General features: G+C 70.7%; 14 protein-coding genes. 11 read left to right on the top strand and 3 right to left on the bottom strand.

The window, feature by feature from the left end:
• The first annotated feature begins 51 nt into the window (after window positions 1–51).
• From Q0D57_RS12355 to Q0D57_RS12310, 10 genes are all read left to right on the top strand, one after another.
• On the top strand, window positions 52–2646 hold the full coding sequence (locus Q0D57_RS12355; RefSeq protein WP_291044070.1) for a hypothetical protein: 2595 nt from the start codon (window positions 52–54) through the stop codon (window positions 2644–2646).
• Between the two features lie 94 nt (window positions 2647–2740).
• A complete protein-coding gene (locus Q0D57_RS12350) occupies window positions 2741–3733 on the top strand; it encodes a class II aldolase/adducin family protein (protein ID WP_291044067.1) in 993 nt (330 codons plus the stop codon).
• A complete protein-coding gene (locus Q0D57_RS12345; protein WP_291044062.1) occupies window positions 3709–5391 on the top strand; it encodes an NTP transferase domain-containing protein in 1683 nt (560 codons plus the stop codon). Before Q0D57_RS12350 ends, Q0D57_RS12345 begins: the two co-directional genes overlap by 25 nt.
• Window positions 5384–5839 carry a GtrA family protein gene (locus tag Q0D57_RS12340; RefSeq protein ID WP_291044059.1) on the top strand — a complete coding sequence of 152 codons (456 nt, stop codon included), beginning with the start codon at window positions 5384–5386 and terminating at the stop codon, window positions 5837–5839. The genes Q0D57_RS12345 and Q0D57_RS12340 overlap by 8 nt, the downstream gene beginning before the upstream one ends.
• Window positions 5829–6566, top strand: coding sequence for a glycosyltransferase (locus Q0D57_RS12335; RefSeq protein WP_291044055.1), 738 nt, complete (start codon window positions 5829–5831; stop codon window positions 6564–6566). Before Q0D57_RS12340 ends, Q0D57_RS12335 begins: the two co-directional genes overlap by 11 nt.
• Window positions 6563–7180: a hypothetical protein gene (locus Q0D57_RS12330; protein WP_291044052.1), complete on the top strand. Its 618-nt coding sequence runs from the start codon at window positions 6563–6565 to the stop codon at window positions 7178–7180. Before Q0D57_RS12335 ends, Q0D57_RS12330 begins: the two co-directional genes overlap by 4 nt.
• On the top strand, window positions 7177–9282 hold the full coding sequence (locus Q0D57_RS12325) for a hypothetical protein (RefSeq protein ID WP_291044050.1): 2106 nt from the start codon (window positions 7177–7179) through the stop codon (window positions 9280–9282). Before Q0D57_RS12330 ends, Q0D57_RS12325 begins: the two co-directional genes overlap by 4 nt.
• On the top strand, window positions 9279–10001 hold the full coding sequence (locus Q0D57_RS12320; protein WP_291044048.1) for an HAD family hydrolase: 723 nt from the start codon (window positions 9279–9281) through the stop codon (window positions 9999–10001). Before Q0D57_RS12325 ends, Q0D57_RS12320 begins: the two co-directional genes overlap by 4 nt.
• A 13-nt stretch (window positions 10002–10014) precedes the next feature.
• Entirely contained in the window at window positions 10015–11796 is a 1782-nt protein-coding gene (locus Q0D57_RS12315) for a hypothetical protein (protein WP_291044046.1), read from the top strand.
• An 88-nt stretch (window positions 11797–11884) separates the two neighbouring features.
• The gene (locus tag Q0D57_RS12310; RefSeq protein ID WP_291044044.1) at window positions 11885–12964 is read left to right on the top strand and encodes an NAD-dependent epimerase/dehydratase family protein; all 1080 of its coding nucleotides are present in this window, start codon (window positions 11885–11887) and stop codon (window positions 12962–12964) included.
• Between the two features lie 67 nt (window positions 12965–13031).
• Here the strand turns inward: Q0D57_RS12310 and Q0D57_RS12305 are convergent, their stop codons facing one another.
• The 3 genes from Q0D57_RS12305 to Q0D57_RS12295 are packed head-to-tail and all read right to left on the bottom strand — an operon-like array spanning window position 13032 to window position 15832.
• Window positions 13032–14693, bottom strand: coding sequence for a DUF2142 domain-containing protein (locus Q0D57_RS12305; RefSeq protein ID WP_291044042.1), 1662 nt, complete (start codon window positions 14691–14693; stop codon window positions 13032–13034).
• 7 nt (window positions 14694–14700) lie between these two features.
• A complete protein-coding gene (locus tag Q0D57_RS12300; protein ID WP_291044040.1) occupies window positions 14701–15084 on the bottom strand; it encodes a DUF2304 domain-containing protein in 384 nt (127 codons plus the stop codon).
• A gap of 10 nt (window positions 15085–15094) precedes the next feature.
• Window positions 15095–15832, bottom strand: coding sequence for a glycosyltransferase family 2 protein (locus Q0D57_RS12295; protein ID WP_291044037.1), 738 nt, complete (start codon window positions 15830–15832; stop codon window positions 15095–15097).
• Window positions 15833–15886: 54 nt separating this feature from the next.
• On the opposite strand from Q0D57_RS12295, the gene Q0D57_RS12290 reads away from it, so the two are divergent.
• Complete coding sequence (locus Q0D57_RS12290; RefSeq protein WP_291044035.1) at window positions 15887–17431, top strand: hypothetical protein; 1545 nt, start codon at window positions 15887–15889, stop codon at window positions 17429–17431.
• Window positions 17432–17693 lie beyond the last annotated feature (262 nt).

Genomic DNA, 17693 nt, shown 5'->3' with positions numbered 1-17693 from the left:
GTCGTTGCCTAGTATGAACCCGTGATGGGTAGATCTCGGGTGCATCGTTTCGTGGCCTCAGCGGCGGCTTTCTTCGTCGTCCTCAGCGGCCTGACCGCCATCTCGCTGGCGGTCTCCGAGCCCGAACCGGCCTCCGCCGCGAACGCCGCCGACTTCAACCCCGGCAACATCATCAGCGACGCCAACTTCTTCAACGGCAACGCCATGAACGCGGGCGTCGTCCAGAACTTCCTCAACAACCAGGTGCCCTCGTGCGCCTCGGGCGCGACCTGTCTGAAGAGCTACACCCAGACCACCTGGACCAGGGCCGCCGACCCCATGTGCAACACCTATCAGGGCGCGGCCAACGAGTCGTCGGCGACGATCATCGCCAAGGTCGGCCAGGCCTGCAACATCAGCCAGGCGGTGCTGCTCGTCCTCCTGCAGAAGGAGCAGTCGCTCATCACCTCCACGAACCCGAGCGCTCGGCAGTACGCCGCGGCCACCGGATTCGCCTGCCCGGACACGGCTCCCTGCGACGCGGAGTACTCGGGCTTCTACAACCAGGTCTACAAGGCGGCGTGGCAGTACAAGCGCTACTCGAACCCGCCGGGAACCTCGGCGTTCTTCACCTGGATCCCGGTCGGCAAGTACTCCAACATCCCCTACCACCCCAACGCCGCCTGCGGCACGTCGCCCGTGCTCGTGCAGAACCGCGCCACCGCGGGCCTCTACTACTACACGCCCTACCAGCCCAACGCCACCGCGATGTCGAACATCTACGGCGGGCAGAACGACGGCTGCTCCTCCTACGGCAACCGCAACTTCTGGCGGCTCTACACCGACTGGTTCGGCAACCCCACCGTCTCGAACGCCAAGCACGGCGGCTACGACGAGGCCTTCGGCGTGCTCAACGGTCTGCAGGTCACCGGCTGGGCCGTCGACCCGGCCACCGCCAACCCGACCAGCATCTACATCAGCGTCGACGGCAAGGGCGCGAGCTACCCGGCCGACAAGCCGCTGAACTGGATCGAGGGCCTCTACCCGGGTCTCGGCCAGAACCACGGCTACTCCCAGTTCGTGAAGGCCACTCCGGGCCGCCATGAGGTCTGCGTGTCGCAGGCGAACGGCGTCTCGCTCGGCTGCAAGACCGTCACCACACCGAGCGACACCCGCGCGGCGGCGGCCGTCGACCTGGTCGAGGGCGTTCCGGGTGGCGTGCGCCTGAAGGGCTGGTCGGTCAACAAGCAGTCGAGCGCGCAGACCTACGTCTGGGTCAACGTCGACGGCTCGGGCCGCGCCTACAAGGTCGACCAGAGGCTCTCCTGGACCCCGAACCTCTACCCCAACGTGGGCAACCTGCACGGCTACGACGTGCTCGCGGCCGCGACGCCGGGTCTCCACAACGTCTGCATCTACGGGGTCGACTCGATCCTGCTCGGCTGCTACAAGGTGACGGTGCCGCCCAACGAGGCGGGCGCCTTCTCGTCCGCCACGGGCGTGCTCGGCGGCATCAAGGTCGACGGCTGGACGCTCGACAAGCGCAGCACCGCCGCGACCTACGTGTGGATCAACGTCAACGGCTCCGGCCGCGGCTACAAGGCGAACAAGCCCTCGGATGCCGCGGCGACGGCGTTCCCGGCAGCCGGCAAGAACCACGGCTTCAGCGAGGTCATCCCCGCCAAACCCGGCACCTACCAGGTCTGCGCCATCGGCACGCTCGAGACCACCTCCTACGGCTGCCGGAGCGTGACGGTGCCCTTCAATGAGGTCGGCAGCCTCGACACGGTCGAGCCCGTGCTCGGCGGCGTGAACGTGTCGGGCTGGTCGCTCGTGCAGGGCAGCAGTGCCTCCACCTACGCGTGGATCACGATCGACGGCGGCGGCGGGTCCCCGATCCGGGCGAACAAGCCGCTCGCCTGGGTCAACCAGCTCTTCCCGGGCATCGGCGCCAACCACGGCTTCAGCGGCTTCATCCCCGTTCCTGCCGGCAAGCACACGATCTGCGCCATCGGCACCAGCGAGCAGGCGCCGCTCGGCTGCAAGGAGGTCACCGTCCCCTCCAGCGGCGCGGCCTCGCTGGACAGCGTGACCACCTCGAAGCTCAAGATCTCGCTCAGCGGCTGGGCGGTCGACCGGCTGTCGAAGACCACCACATGGCTCTGGGTGAACGTCGACGGCGTGGGCCGGCCCTACAAGGTCGACAAGCCGCTCAGCTGGATCGACAACTACTTCCCGGGCGTGGGGCCGAACCACGGGTTCGCCATCGACATCCCGGCCTCGGCCGGTGTGCACGAGGTGTGCGTGTGGCACAGCTTCGACAACCAGAGCCTCGGCTGCCGGAGCGTCGACGTGCCCTCCGACGGCGCGACGGCGATCGACAGCGTGACCGGGGTCAAGGGCGGCGTGGCGATCAAGGGCTGGTCGGTCGACCGCACCTCGACGCAGACCACCTACATCTGGGTGAAGATCGACGGCAACTCCGGCGGACCGGTCAAGGCCGACAAGCCGCTCGGCTGGATCGACGCGTACTTCCCGGGCGTCGGCCCCAACCACGGCATCGACGCGGTCGTGCCGGCGGGCGCCGGAGCCCACCAGGTCTGCATCACCGCCACCTTCGACAACCGCAACATGGGCTGCTACTCCGTCTCGGTTCCCGGGGGCTGAGCACTGTCGATCATCTCTCGACTTTTTCTCGACTAACATGAGGGCGCCGCGTCCGTCGTGATGACGACGTGGTTCGCACCGAAAGTGGGGGTCCGTGTCCGACGTGAACGCCGTTCCTGAGATCGACGAACTCATCGCCCAATCGCTCCGGATCGGAGCCGATCCGCGGCTCGTGCAGGGGGCGGGAGGCAACCTCTCGCTCAAGCACGACGGGGTGATGTGGATCAAGGCCTCCGGCACCCGCCTCGGCGAGGCCGCCGACCGGCCGATCTTCGTGCCGATGGGCATCGAGACCACCCGAGCGGCCGTGCTCGAGACGGAGGATCTCGTGCCCTACGTGCTCACCGAGCTCGCCGCACCGGGCCTCCGCCCCTCGATCGAGACGGCGCTGCACGTGCTGCTGCCGCACCGCGTGGTGTTCCACGCCCACGCCACGGGAGCCATCGCCGCGGGGCTGACCGCGCAGTCGGCTGCGCGCATCCGTGATCTCCCCGGCGCCGATGTGGCCGTCGTGCCCTACGCCAAGCCCGGCATCGAGCTGGCCAGAGCGGTCTTCGCGGAGCTCGGCGACGACGTCGACCCCGAACGGCCGCTCGTGCTTCTGCTGCGCAACCACGGCGTCGTGGTCGGCGCCGCCGACGGTGAGGCCGCCGGAGCCCTGCTCGACTCCGTCGAGCGGTTCCTCCGCACCGAGACCGCTCCCGAGGCGGCGGCCACCGCGCCGGCGCCCGGGGCCCCCGTCCCCGCCGGCGATCCGGTGCTGCTGCACCCGGCCGGCACCGTCGGTCCCCGCGCCGCCGAGGTGCTCACGGGCGGAGCGTTCACCCCCGACGCCGCCGTCTTCCTCGGTCCGCAGCCGTTCGGCCGCGAGGGTGCGTGGGACGAGTCGCCGTGCGTCGTGGGAGCCGACGGCTCGGTGAGGGCCCGCGGCGGGCTCGGGGCCGACGAGGTCGAGATCGCGATCAGCCTCGTCGACGTGGCCAGACAGGTCGGCGGCGACGAGCCGACGAGTTCGCTCACCGAGCGCGACGTGCACGCGCTCCTGAACTGGGAGGCCGAGAAGTGGCGCCAGAACCTCAAGCGCTGAAGCCGCTGCTCGTCATCCCGATGACCGGGGTGAGCAAGCGATTCACCGAGGCGGGCTACGACCGGCCCAAGTTCCTGCTCGAGACGGACGGTCAGACGGTCATCGACCACGTCATCGACATGTTCCCCGGGTGGGACGACGTGGTCTTCATCTGCAACGGCCTGCACCTCGACGACGAGCGGCTCGTCCTCGAGCGGCGCCTGCTCGCCCGGAGGCCCCGCGCCACGATCGTGCGCCAGGACGACCGGGCGCTCGGCCCGGGAGACGCGGTCCTGGCCGCCAGGGAGCACATCGACCCCGACCGGGCCGTCGTGGTGAACTACTGCGACTTCACGTGCTACTGGGACGCCGACGTGCTGGCGGCGCGACTGGCGAGCGGCGAGGTCGACGGCGTCATCCCCTGCTACACCGGCTACCACCCGCACATGGCGCACTCCACCTCCTACGCCTACGTGAAGCTGGAGGGCGGGCGGGTCGCCGACATCCAGGAGAAGCAGCCCTGGACCGATGACCCGAACTCGGAGTTCGCCTCGAGCGGCACCTACGCGTTCGCGAGCGGCCGCATCCTCCTCGACGCGCTCGACGCGCAGGTCGAGCAGCAGCTGCTGCTGAAGGGCGAGTACTACCTCAGCCTCACCTACAAGCCCCTGCTGGCCGCAGGCGGCCGGGTGGAGGTGCTCGAGCTGCAGCACTTCATGCAGTGGGGCACCCCGCAGGACTTCGAGGAGTACCGCGACTTCAGCCGTGGCATCGCCGCGTGGACGACGACCCGCGCGCCTCTCGCCGAGTCGGCCGACGCCGCGCGCGTGGTGCTCGCCTCCGGCGCCGGCCAGCGGTTCCGGGACGCCGGATACACCGTGCCCAAGCCCGCTCTGCCGCTCTCGGGCACGACGGTGCTCGAGCACGTCATCCGCGCGACCCCTGGCCGTGACACGGTCGTGGTCACCCGCGACGACCTGCCCTCGGCCGAGGTGGTCACCGATCTCGCGGCCTCGTTCTCGGCACGCGTCGTGAGCCTGCCCGGTCTGTCCCAGGGGCAGGCGGCCTCGGCGCTCGAAGGGCTCCTCGCCGTTCCGGAGAACGTGCCCGTCACCGTCGCCGCGTGCGACGCGGTGGCGCTCGTGTCTCCGGCCGCCTTCGACGAGGCGATCGCCGCAGCCGGGCCTGACGGCGTCGTCCCGTGGGTGGCCTGGCCCTACCATGCGGCCAACCGCCGCCCGGGTCAGTACGGCTGGGTGGGCGGCGACGCCCGCACCGGCGCGATCCGCGACGTCTGGCTCAAGCAGGAGCCCGAGGGAGACGCCGGCGTGATGATCGGCACCTTCAGCTTCGGCTCGCGCGACGGTGCGATCCGGCTCATCCGCGCGCTGATCGACGACGACGAGCGGATCAACGGCGAGTTCTACCTCGACAGCCTCGTGGCCAGGGCCGTGCGGAACGGCACGCCGGCCGTGGCGCTCCGGGTCGACTCCTTCTCCTCCGTCGGCACGCCCGCGGAGTACGAGGCGCTGCTCTACTGGCAGTCCTGCTTCCACAAGTGGGCCAACCACCCCTATTCGGTCGCGGCGGACCCGCTCGTGCCTCCCACCTCGCGGCGCGATCTCGACGCCGCCTTCCGCGCCTTCGAACCGCGCCGATTCGTGGTGACCGATGGCTGACCGGCGGGCCCACCTCGTCTCCCTCGTGAAGTTCGGCTTCGTGGGCGGCGTCACGGTGCTCATCGACGCGGCCGCCTACAGCCTCCTCGTGTGGCTCGGCGTGCAGCTCGACCTCGCCAAAGCGCTCGGCTTCGTGATCGGTGCGGTCTTCGCCTACTTCGTGAACTGGCGGTTCACCTTCGGGCGGCGCCGGAGCCGGTGGAGCGAGCTGATCTTCGTGGCCGTCTACCTCGCGGCGCTCGGCATCAACGTGGGCATCAACGCTCTCGTGGTCGCCTGGCTGCCCGCCGGCTGGCCGCTCGCCCTGCCGCTCGCCTTCGTGCTGGCCACCGGGGTCTCGGCCGCCTGGAACTTCGTCGGCATGTCCCTGTTCGTCTTCGACCACCGCGAGCCGGCGGGCTCCGGCACGCCCGCGCCCACCCGTGAAGGAGGCGACGATGTCGTCTGAACCCCGTTTCTCCCTGGTCATCCCCTGCTACAACGAGGCGAGGGGGCTGCCCGAGCTCGTGGCGCGTTGCGCCTACGTCGCGTCGGCCGGCGCCGGTGAGGTCGTGCTCGTCAACAACGGATCGGCGGACGACTCGCGCGAGGTCTTCACGGAGCTCCTCGGCGAGGCCGGCGGCACGCCGGGAGCCGGCGTCGTGCGCTGGGTCGACGTGCCGGTGAACAAGGGCTACGGCTTCGGCATCGTCTCGGGGCTCACCGAGACGGTCGCCCCGATCATCGGCTGGACCCACGCCGACCTGCAGACCGACCCCGTCGACGTGCTGAGGGCCCTCGACCTGTTCGAGGCCCCCGCAGGCCTCACGGCGCGTCACGGCATCCTCGTGAAGGGGCGCCGCTACGGCCGGCCGCTCGGCGACCGCGTCTTCACCGCCGGCATGTCGCTGTTCGAGAGCGTGCTGCTGCGCACGAGGCTGAACGACATCAACGCCCAGCCCACGATGTTCTCGCGGGCGCTGCTGGAGCGCTGGGGCACGCCGCCGGACGACTTCGCCCTCGACCTGTTCGCGCTCTACAAGGCGCGCGAGCTCGGGTTCGTGGTGCGCCGCTTCCCGGTGATCTTCGCGCCGCGCAAGTTCGGCACCTCGAGCTGGAACACCGACTTCGCCGCCAAGCGCAAGTTCATCAAGCGCACGATCGACTTCAGCCTCTCGCTCCGGAGGTCGCTGTGACCCTGATCTGCGCCCACCGTGTGAACGAGCCGACCGCTCTCGACGCGCTCGATCCCGCATTCGGCGTCGAGATGGACCTGCGCTCCGAGGGCGGCCGCCTCATCCTCGTGCACGACCCGTTCACCGACGGCCCGGACTTCGACGACTGGCTCGAGCACTACCGCCACCGCTTCATCGTGCTCAACACGAAGGAGGAGGGGCTCGAACCGCGGATCGAGGAGGCGCTCGCGCGGCACGGCGTGACCGACTGGGCCTACCTCGACCAGTCCTTCCCCTTCCTCGTGCGCACCCTCGCCCGCGGCGAGACCCGCACGATGGTGCGCGTCTCCGAGTACGAGTCGGTCGAGACCGCTCTGGCCCTCTCGCCACGCCCCGACTGGGTCTGGCTCGACTCCTTCACCGGCGCCTGGCCGGAGGCGGATGCGCTCGCGCGCCTGGCCGAGCACGGGTTCCGGATCATGGTGGTCAGTCCCGAGCTGCAGGGCCGGCCCCTCGAACCCGAGTTCGAGACCATCACGCAGCGCTTCACCGAGGCCGGAGTGCCGCTCCACGGTGTCTGCAGCAAGCGCCCGGAGGTCTGGAACCGGCCGGGCGCCTCCTGGTGGTCTCCGTGATCGCTCGGATCCTCCGATCCCGGCGCGCGGCCCCGACGGTCATCGCCCTCGGCATCCTCGCCCGCCTCGCCGTGATCGTCACGGTGGTGCCGCAGTCGCACACGCAGTGGTTCACCCCGTTCCTGGGCCATGCCTTCGCCCACCCCTCGATCGACCCGTGGCAGAGCTTCCTCGACGCGGGCGGCGACCAGGCGGCGTTCCCCTACGGGCCCGTCATGCTCGTCTACTACGGACTCTTCGGGTTCATCACGGCGTGGCTCCCCGGCCCCTGGTCGATCCAGATCGGCGTGGCCCTCGGCACCCTCGTGCTCGAGGCGGCGCTCTGGTACCTCGTGGCCAAGTGGCCGGGGCTCCGGGCGCAGACGGCGCTCATGCTGCTCGCGGCGTCGCCGATCGTCTTCTACGCGGCCTACGTGCACGGGCAGCTCGATCTGCTGCCGACGCTGCTCATGTTCGCGAGCGCACTCGCGCTGAAGAAGCGGCACTGGGCGCTCGCCGGGCTCATCGGGGGCCTCGCCATCGCCGCGAAGTTCTCGTCGGCGCTGCTGCCGCCGCTCATCGTCGTGTTCCTGCTGCGGAACGTGCGATTCCGGCGGTTCCTCCGGCCCTACCTGCTCGGGCTGCTGCCGGGGGTGCTCCTCACGGTCGCGCCCGCTCTGCTGCCCGGCTACCGGGCGATGGTGCTCGAGACCCCCATCAGCCAGTCGATCTTCGCCTACTCCGCCGATCTCGGGCCCGGGCTCGTGATCGTGCTGCTGCCCATCGTCTACAGCGCCCTGCTCGCCCTGCAGTACCGCTCCAAGCGCGGCAACCCCGACCTCCTGGTGCTGCTGATCGGCATCACCCTCACCGCCGTGACCCTGCTCACCCCCGCGAGCCCGGGCTGGTACCTCTGGGCGGTGCCGTTCCTCGCCGTGCTCTCGGTGCTCTTGAGCCCGCGATCGGTCTGGCTCGTGTGGTGGTTCTGGCTCGTGGCGACGATCACCCTCGCCCTGCGTGCGTCGGGGGCCAACTGGCGGGCGGGCCTCGTCGACGGCGACCTGACCGGATCCGGATCCGGATTCGCCGAGGCCGGTGCGTTCGTCAACGCGGCCGGTGAGGTCGGCCCGATCCTGGCCACCGTCACCGTGGTGCTCGGAGCCGCCGCCCTGATCATGCTCTACCGCGCCGCCCAGGTGCGGTTCGACGAGTACCGGCTGAGCCGGATGCCCCTGTCGGTCGCCATCGCGGGGGACAGCGGCACGGGCAAGGACACGCTGTGCGTCTCGCTCGCCAACGTCTTCGGGGAGAAGGCCACGGCGTTCCTCTTCGGCGACGACTACCACCTCTACGAGCGCGGGGCGCCGATCTGGGAGATCTCCACCCACCTGCACCCCGCGAACAACGACCTGTCGACCATGACCAAGGACGCCGTGAGCCTCATGCGCGGGCGTGCCATCCAGGGAAAGCACTACGACCACGCCCGCGGCCGGTTCACCAAGCAGCGGCCCATCCAGCAGCGCGAGCTCGTGGTGGTCAACGGCCTGCACGTGCTGGCCTCGGCCGAGATCCGCCGCGCGAGCGACCTGGGTGTCTTCATGTCGATGGACGAGCGGCTGCGCCGGCAGCTCAAGATCAACCGCGACGTGGGGGAGCGGGGCCACAGCGTCGAGAAGGTCGTGCAGTCGATCGAGCGCCGGGTGGGCCACGCCGCGAGCTTCGTGACGCCGCAGGCCGCCCTCGCCGACGTCGAGTTCCGGATCGAGAGCGTGCGCGAGCTGCCGGAGCACGACGCCGTGCTCGAGGGACCCATCGAGCTCCGGCTCGTGGCGTACCTCCGCGACTTCTCGTTCACCGAGGCCCTGCAGCGCAGCCTCACGGCACTCGCCAACTGCCCCGCCACGATCGAGTACCTCGACACCCCTGGGCTGATCAAGCTGACGGTGCATCCGGAGCTGATGGACTCCTCCGACACGCGGGCCGTGGCGGCCAGCCTCATCCCGCGCCCCGAGGAGCTCTTCGTCGACCCGCCGCAGTGGCTCAGCAAGAGCCGCGGGGTGATGCAGCTGATCGTGGTCGCGGCCCTCCTGGAGCGCAGGGCCAACCGATGGGAGAGAGCATGACAGAAGCACAGCCGGGGCTCGTGGTCTTCGACCTCGACGACACCCTCTACGAATACGAGCCGAGCCACCGTGCCGGAACAGCGGCGCTGCTGGCGTTCGCCTCGGCGCAGCTCGGGGTGAAGGCGACGGCGTTCGAGCGCGCCCTCTCGACGGCGCGCGAGAACGTGAAGGCACGGCTCGGCGCCACCGCCTCGAGCCACAGCCGCCTGCTCTACTGCCACGAGGCCCTCGAGCTCATCGGCGTGCGGAGCGAACCGCAGATCGCACTCACCATGGAGCAGGAGTACTGGCGCACCTACATCTCGGCGGCCACGCTGCGGCCGGGGGCGCTCGACCTCCTGCAGACGCTCCGCTACAACGGCGTGACCACGGCGATCGTGACCGACCTCACCGCGCAGATCCAGTTCCGCAAGATCATCCACCTCGATCTCGCTCGCTACATCGACCACATCGTGTGCTCCGAGGAGACGCCCCACGAGAAGGCCTCGCTCGCCCCGTTCGAGCTGCTCTTCGAGCGCGTGGCGCCTGGCCTCCTCGAGCACGTGTGGTTCATCGGCGACAACGACTTCGACGCCCCCGTGGCCCGGTTGATCGACAAGGGCGCCATCGCGAGCGGCCGGGGCTTCCGGCTGCACGGCGCGTCGAGCGACCCGCACACCGTGGCGTGGCACGATTTCAGCGAGATCGAGAAGGCCGCCGAACAGGTGTTCGGCGAGTGACGGGGGAGCGGTGATGGCCGGACGGCTGGGGGAACGGCTGGGCCTGGCACGGGTCGGGGCGCTGCGCGACCGCCTGTTCCCCGAACCACCGCAGTCGACGCGCAGCCCCGTGCCGGCCTTCGTGCTGTTCGCCCTCGTGATCGTGCTCTACCCGGCGCACCAGCTGCTGACACAGGGGAGCATGCTGCTGCGGGGCCAGATGTGGGCCGAGATGGCCACCAACTACTACGCCAACGCGGTCTCGATGCCGTGGTACGAGCAGCTCTTCTCCACCGACGCCGGCTACATCCCGTTCCCGCAGCGCGTCGCGGGCCTCCTCGGCACGGTGCTCGACCTGCCGATCACGAGCATCCCCTACTACTACTCGGCCGTGGCGGTGCTCGGCGCGGCGGTGCTCGCGGGTGCGGTCTGCCTTCCGATCTTCCGCACGGTGCTGCCGAACGACTACCTCCGGTTCGCGGTGGCGATGGCCACGCTGCTGGTGGCCGACTACCAGACCCGCACCTACATCAACTTCACCTACTTCGTCATCCTGCTCGCCCTCTTCATCGCCGCCTGGGCCCTGCTCGAGCGCCGTCGGGAGGCTCCGCTGTGGATGTGGGTGCTCCCGTTCCTCATGCTCTCCAAGCCCGCCGTGCTCACCGTGCTGCCGGTCATCGTGCTCGCGGCCCTCGTCTCGCGGCGGCGCTTCCGGTTCATCGCGGCCGTCACCCTCCTGGCCGGTCTCGTGCAGTTCGTGCAGCTCGTGATCTCGCTCAGCTCGAGCATGATCTACCAGGGCAGCGACGCGGGGATCCTCTCGAAGGTGTTCTGGTCGCTCGCCTACTTCGTGGGTTGGCTGGGGCGCCTCGTCGTGGGATCGGAGACCGAAGCCCTCGACACCGTCTTCGCCATCGCCGGAGTCGTCGTGCTGCTCGGGCTCGCCGCGCTCGTGGCCTTCGCCCGCAGCTCGGCCTCCGCTCTCGTGGTGGCGGCCGTCTCCTCGATCCTGTTCGCGATGCTGCTGAACGGCGTGAGCTTCAGCAGCACCTTCGGCGGCTCGCTCGACCTCGTCGCCGCCGACCCCGAGCGGAGACTGATCGGCTCGGCCATCGGGCTCTTCGCGATCGCCGCGGCCCTCCTCTCGGCGCTGTTCGAGCATCCGGCCGTCGTGCGCCGGCGCGACGCGCTGAAGGGACTGCCCTGGCTCGGCGGGTTCGCGACCGCGCTCGCGGTGGGACTGTTCGCGATCTGGTTCGGCGCATCCGGATGGCTCGGCTCGGTGGCCGCGGCGAGCACCCCGCTCTCGGTGGGGAGCGCCGACGTCTCCCAGTGGCAGAACCAGGCGGGAGCCCTCGCCTCGGACGACGAGATCGTCTGCATCCCGATCGGCCCGTTCGGCTGGCTGTACGGGCGCGACTGCCGCGACCTCGGGCCGGGGCCGGCCTCGAGCAACGACGTGCAGTTCTCCGGCGCACCGGCCCAGGCCGTCGAGCAGACGAGCTACACGCTCGGCGTGCCCGAGGCCGTGAAGGAGGCCTCGGTGGCCTCCATCGGGATCATGGTCAAGCCGGTCTCCGGATCGGGCACCGTGTCGGGCCGGATCGAACTGGTCACCGAGTCGGGGCAGGTGGTGCGCTTCGACGGACTCGCCGAGGTGCAGAGCGGGGGCGGGCTCGTGCAGTTCGGCTCCACGGGATCGCTGCCCGTCGACCGTGTGGTCGGCGCGCGTGCCCTCTTCGACCAGCCCGTCGAGGTCGGCACCATCTCCAGCGCCGAGGGCCGGGTGCCCGCGGTGCTCTGGCTCGGGCGCTGAGCCCGCCGGGGCGGGGTGGAGCGACCCGCTAAGGTGTTCAGGGTCGTCTCGGAAGGCGACAGCTGTCGAACGGAAGGTCTGCTGCACCATGAGCGAGTTGAGCGCGCACCGCGTGATCGTCACCGGAGGTGCCGGCTTCATCGGCTGCGCCCTCTCCGAGCGCCTGGCCGGCGCGGTGGGGAAGTGGGTCGTCATCGACTCGCTGCACCCGCAGGTGCACGAGGTGCAGGAGCGCCCCGCTGCGCTGCACGAGGCGGCCGAGCTCGTGGTGGGCGACGTCACCGACCCGGCCGTCTGGGATGCGGTGCTCGCCGAGGTGCAGCCCACCGTCGTCATCCACCTGGCCGCCGAGACCGGCACGGCCCAGTCGCTCGACGAGGCCACCCGGCACGCGCACGTGAACGTGGTCGGCACCACCGTGATGCTCGATGCGCTCGGCCGGCACGGCATCGTGCCCGAGCGGTTCCTGCTCTCGTCGAGCCGCGCCGTCTACGGCGAGGGTGCGTGGGAGCGCAACGGCGGTGACATCTTCTACCCGGGCCAGCGCTCGCACGCGCAGTTCGAGGCCGGTCAGTGGGACTTCGCGGGAGCCCGCCCGCTGCCGAGCACGGCGGCGCTCACCGTGCCCAAGCCCACGAGCGTCTACGGCGCCACGAAGCTCGCGCAGGAGAACATCCTCTCCGCCTGGGTCAACGCCCGCGACACGGCGCTCACCGTCCTGCGCCTGCAGAACGTCTACGGCCCGGGCCAGTCGCTCGTCAACTCCTACACCGGGATCGTCTCGCTGTTCAGCCAGCTCGCCCGCCGCGGCGAGAGCATCCCGATCTACGAGGACGGCCTGATCACGCGCGACTTCGTCTACATCGACGACGTGGCCGACGCCTTCGTGGCCGCCCTCGCCGAGGAGCCCGCGACGGGCATCGAGGCAGGCACCCCGACGTTCGACGTGGGGTCGGGCGTCGGCACCACCATCCTGCAGCTCGCCGAGGCCATCGCCGCCTACTACTCGGCGCCTGCCCCGCACATCACCGGCAAGTACCGCGACGGCGACGTGCGCCACGCGGAGTGCCGCATCGACGCCACGCTCGGCGCCCTCGAGTGGGAGCCGCGCTGGCCGCTGGACCGCGGGGTCGCCGGGCTCCAGGAGTGGATCGGCTCACAGCTCTAGGAGCGGCGCGGCGGCACGGCGGCGCGGCTGTGCGGCCGCGGGGCCACGGGGCTGTGTGGCGGACGGCTCAGATGCGCGGAGCCGCCGCGTAGCCGTCGACCGGCGGCACGGCGTCGTACTCCTCGATCACCGGCTCCGGCCGCGGGTCGCGGAAGCCCGCGGCCACCGTGATCGCGAGGCCGAGCGAGACCACGGCGAATGCGATCATGAGCGGCAGGGCGCCGAGCGGCGGCTCCCAGGCCCCCGCCTCGAACATCTGCAGCCAGTCGACCGAGTAGCCGACCGTCATCCGGCGCATCGTGGTGAGGAACGCCCACGAGACGATGAAGGCCCAGGCGATGCCGGTCAGCCAGGCGAGAGCCGTGACCACGCCGCGCCCGCGCCGCGCGCTGCCCACGAGCATCCCGCGCTCGTCGACCCGCTGCTGCCAGCGCACGAAGCGGTCGCTCGACGCGATGCAGGCGGCCATGCCGAGCAGCAGCGCCATCATGAGCACGAGCGTGTAGCGGCCCTGCCAGATGAAGCCGCCCTTGGTGACGTAGAACGACTGGATGAAGGCGGGCAGGAAGAAGAACGCGAGCGCCGTCAGCACCACGAACACGAGTCTGCGCCCGCGCACGAACAGCACCACGCCGAGCACGAGCAGCCCGAACAGGGCGTAGGCGATGAAGTACAGCGGCGGAGACAGGGGAGTGTCGAGCCAGCCCAGGATCCCCACCATCTGCCGGATCCGCAGGTAGGTGTTGCCGAGCTCCCCGATGAAGCCCTCCACCGGTGTGAGCCCCACGCCGGGGTTCGTCTGCACGATCTCGGGCCCTGTGTTCGGGCCGGTGCCGAGGGAGTTGCTCGAGAGGGTCCACCACGCGCTGTAGAGCGCCGTGATGCCGATGAGGAGGATGCTCACGATCACACCCGGGCGCTTCAGCAGAGCACCCAGCTCCCGGCCCTTCAGCAGCACCAGCGGCAGCACGAGGAGAAGGGCCACCCAGAGCGGGGAGATGCCGCGCGTGTTCGACACCAGGGACGCCGCCACCACCACGAGGGCGAGCCGGGAGCCGAGCAGCTTCTCCTGCGGGTCGAGCACGATCCCGAGCATCGCCGCGAAGAGCGCGAGGCCGCCCGTGAACTCGAGCGCGTTGGGGTTCACCGTGCCCATGAGGTAGAGCACGATCGGCGTGATGCCGATCAGGATGCCGAGGCTCGGCACGCGTGGGAGCCGCCAGGCCGCCACCACCCAGAAGGCGGCGGCGAGGAAGAGCGAGGTGAGCACGGCGCTCATGATGCGCATGGCGTAGATGCCGCTCGTGTCGGGCAGCACGAGGGAAGGCCAGCCCACGAGCATGTAGTAGACGGGGTTGTAGAGGCTCGCCGACGAGTATGTCTCGACGATCTCGCCCGGGTCGCCGCTGAAGCCAGGCGCACAGGATGCGGGGGTGTCGGCGAAGAAGGCGAAGCACCCCTGCGCGTACTCGGCCGCGAAGGCGGCGGGCACGTGCAGCACGCCGCCGGTGGTGATCATCTCGGCCGGCAGCAGCTCACCGCGCACCACCGAGGCGGCCTTGACGACGTGCGCCGGCTCATCCGGAGACCCGCCGATGGGTGTGGCGACCGCCCAGAGCGTGCCGAGCAGGGCCAGCAGCAGCCACGGCAGCAGGAAGTGCCGGCCGGCCGAGCGGTGCGGGTGGGCGAGCTGCGCGCGGAGGGCGGCGGCGGAGGGGACGAACGTCATGGGTGCCTTACGGATTGCGGCGTGGCTGCAGGGCGTCGGCGACGGCCTTCTCGAGCTCCTTGATGCGGAGATCCTGCAGGGCCACGGTCTCGGCCAGGGTACGGGTCTCGGCTTCGAGCTCGGTGAGTTCGCCGGAGTGCTGGATGGAGACGAGCACCAGCACGGCGATGCTGAGGAAGAAGACCAGGTTCGTGGGCACCGTGACGCCCACGAGTGCGGCCGCCCAGCCCAGCGTGTCCGGGAAGACGCTCACCACGAGGGCTACGAGCCCGGCGAGCAGCCACCACACCGCGTGGCGCTCGCGGAGGTGATGGCGGCGGAGCGACTCGATCACGACGGCGAGGGCGATGAGCGCCGCGATGATGCCGAAGACGTAGGTGACTGTGTTCATGGCGACGCGTTCAGAGACTCACGACGGGTTCGCGCAGGGCGACGGGCGGGCGGATGAGGGCCACGAAGAGCGCCATGCCGGCGCGGGCCAGGTAGACGGCGGCCTTGTAGGGGTTGTGCGAGGGCGTGCCGCCGGCCCGCGGGCGCATGGCCACGGCCACCTGGGTGACGGTGAGCTTGGCGCGGGCGGCGATCACGAGCGACTCGACGGTGTCGCCGAGGTACTCCGAGGGGTAGTGCTGGGCGAACAGGGCGACGGCCCGCGGCCCGCTGGCCCGGAAGCCGGAGGTGGTGTCGGTGAGCTTCGTCCTGGTGAGCCGGCTCAGGATGGACGAGAGCACCACCATGGCCCAGCGTCTCGGGCCGCGCACCGTGTACTGGCCGACCCCGGCGAACCGGGCGCCGAGCACGAGGTCGTGGTCGTCGAGGCGCTCCACGAGCTCGGCGATGCCGGCCGGGTCGTGCTGGCCGTCGGAGTCGACCTGCACGACGTTGGCGAAGCCCTTCTCGAGCGCGTACTTGAAGCCGGCGCGCATGGCTCCGCCCACGCCGAGGTTGATCGGCAGCCGCAGCACGGTGGCGCCCGCCGATTCGGCCTCGCGGTAGGTCTGGTCGACCGAGCCGTCGTCGACCACGAGGCAGGATGCGCCGGGAACGGTGGCGAAGACCTCGCGCACGACGGCGGCCACGGACTCCTCCTCGTTGAACGCGGGCATCACGATCAGCGTGCGTTCGAGGGCGGTCGGCATGACGCCCATCATAGCTCCGGGCCCCTCCGCGAGCCGTGAGGCGGGCGGGGCGGCATGCCCTATCGTTTCGGGTGTGAGGGCGAGTTGACGGCCGGGCGGGGCCTGCGCGAGGGCGTCGTCGCGACCGTGGTGGGCCTCGTGGTCGCCGTCGTGGCGTTCCTGCGCATCCCGGCTGCGGATCTCGGCGTCGTCTGGGCCGAGGACGGCGCGGTCTTCCTCACCCAGCGGCTCGCCGAGGGGCCGTTCGCCACCTGGTTCTCGCCCTACGACGGCTACCTGCACCTCGTGCCGCGCATCCTGGCCGACCTCGTGGTGGCGGTGCTGCCGCTGGAGTGGTTCGGCGTGGGGATCGGGGTGGGCACGTGTCTCGTGGCGGGGGGCGTGGGGGCGTTCGTGTTCGTCGCGTCGCGCGACGTCGTGGCCGCGCTGCCCGGGCGGTTCGGGCTGCCTGCCCGGTGCGTGCTCGCCGGGCTCGTGGTGATCGTGCCGACCGTGAGCTTCGAGGTGCTGGGCAACGCCGCCAACCTGCACTGGCTGCTGCTGTGGCTCGCGCCCTGGCTCGTGCTCATCCGGCCGCGCACGCGCGCAGCGGGGATGCTCGTCGGGGTGCTCGCGCTCGCCGTCGGGCTCTCCGAGATCCAGGCGGCGGTGGTCCTGCCGTTCGCCGTGCTGCCGTTCCTGCTGCTGCGGTGGCGGGAGCGCGCGGGGCTGCCGGTGCGGGCGGCACTCGTGCTCGCCTTCGCGGTGCAGCTCGTGACGACGCTTCTGAGCGACCGGGCCGCCCGGCCGCCCGTGCTGCCGGATGTGCTGTCGACGGTGCTGGGGTTCGCGGTCAATGCGGTCCTGATGCCGTTCCTCGGGCAGTTCCACGCGGCGAACCTCGTGCTCGCGACCGGTGGCTGGGTGGTTGCCGCGGCTCTCGCGCTCCTGGCCGGAGCGCTGGCGCTGGTGCTCGTGCGCGGCGGGCGGGAGCGTGCGATCGCCGCGGGCGTGCTCGCCTGGAGTGCGGTGGTGCTCTGGACCGCGGGATTCGTGCTCAACCCGAACCCCGCCTTCTTCTACGCGCAGTTCGGGCGCGAGCAGTGGGAGGCGCTCGGCCCGCTCCGCTACGGCGTCGTCCCCGCGATGTGCGTGCTGGCCATCGTGGTGCTCGCGATCACGGTCCTCCTCGCGCCCGCCTCCGCCCCCGCCCGCCCCCGCCCGCCCGCGCCCGGCGGTGAGTCGCGTCCAAGTGTCGTCATTCGGGGCGTAACGGCCGGAATGGGAACACTTCGACGCGACTCAGAGGCCTCGGGTGAGGGTGGGGGTGAGGGACCGGAGGGTGCGGGCCGTGGTGGCCGGATGCTCCGCGCGTCGCGGATCGCGGGTGCCGTACTGGGTGCCGCGGTGGCCGCCGGGGCGGCCGCGCTGATCGCGTGGCAGCTCGTCGGCACCGCCGGCTCCTCCATCCGCACCTCGGGCCCCGAGTGGACGGACACCGTGCGCACGGGGGAGACGGCCTGCGAGGCACCGGACGCCCCCGAGGAGGTGGCCCTCCCCGTCCATCCCCCCACCTGGTCGGCCACCGTCGCCTGCACCCTCCTGACCCCCACCCCCTGAATCACCCCCGCCCGCTGCCGCAGGCACGCCCCCGCTTGTGGTCCGCTCTGCCCGCCGTACCGCGTTCACTTGACACTTGATGGGCCTAAAGCCGTCGACTTGACACATCTTGTGCCAAGTCGACGCTTTTAGGCCCAACTTCTGTCAAGTCGCGCGCGGTCGCGAGCGCTGGAGGTGGGGCGGCCCCACCGCGGGACGGCGACTTGACAGTAAATGCGCGAATAGGCGCCGACTTGGCACATCTTGTGTCAAGTCGGCTGTA

It is taken from the genome of Herbiconiux sp. (genome assembly GCF_023264895.1).
Classification (GTDB): Bacteria; Actinomycetota; Actinomycetes; order Actinomycetales; family Microbacteriaceae; genus Herbiconiux.
Note: the sequence above shows the minus strand (reverse complement) of the source record. Positions and strands in the feature narration are given on the sequence as shown.

Excerpts from the sequence above, each read along its gene's own strand:
- Q0D57_RS12335 (WP_291044055.1), top strand. The coding sequence starts at position 5,829 with ATGTCGTCTGAACCCCGTTTCTCCCTGGTCATCCCCTGCTACAACGAG.
- Q0D57_RS12320 (WP_291044048.1), top strand. The coding sequence starts at position 9,279 with ATGACAGAAGCACAGCCGGGGCTCGTGGTCTTCGACCTCGACGACACC.
- Q0D57_RS12310 (WP_291044044.1), top strand. The coding sequence starts at position 11,885 with ATGAGCGAGTTGAGCGCGCACCGCGTGATCGTCACCGGAGGTGCCGGC.
- Q0D57_RS12315 (WP_291044046.1), top strand. The coding sequence starts at position 10,015 with ATGGCCGGACGGCTGGGGGAACGGCTGGGCCTGGCACGGGTCGGGGCG.
- Q0D57_RS12290 (WP_291044035.1), top strand. The coding sequence starts at position 15,887 with ATGCCCTATCGTTTCGGGTGTGAGGGCGAGTTGACGGCCGGGCGGGGC.
- Q0D57_RS12300 (WP_291044040.1), bottom strand. The coding sequence starts at position 15,084 with ATGAACACAGTCACCTACGTCTTCGGCATCATCGCGGCGCTCATCGCC.
- Q0D57_RS12295 (WP_291044037.1), bottom strand. The coding sequence starts at position 15,832 with ATGCCGACCGCCCTCGAACGCACGCTGATCGTGATGCCCGCGTTCAAC.
- Q0D57_RS12340 (WP_291044059.1), top strand. The coding sequence starts at position 5,384 with ATGGCTGACCGGCGGGCCCACCTCGTCTCCCTCGTGAAGTTCGGCTTC.
- Q0D57_RS12305 (WP_291044042.1), bottom strand. The coding sequence starts at position 14,693 with ATGACGTTCGTCCCCTCCGCCGCCGCCCTCCGCGCGCAGCTCGCCCAC.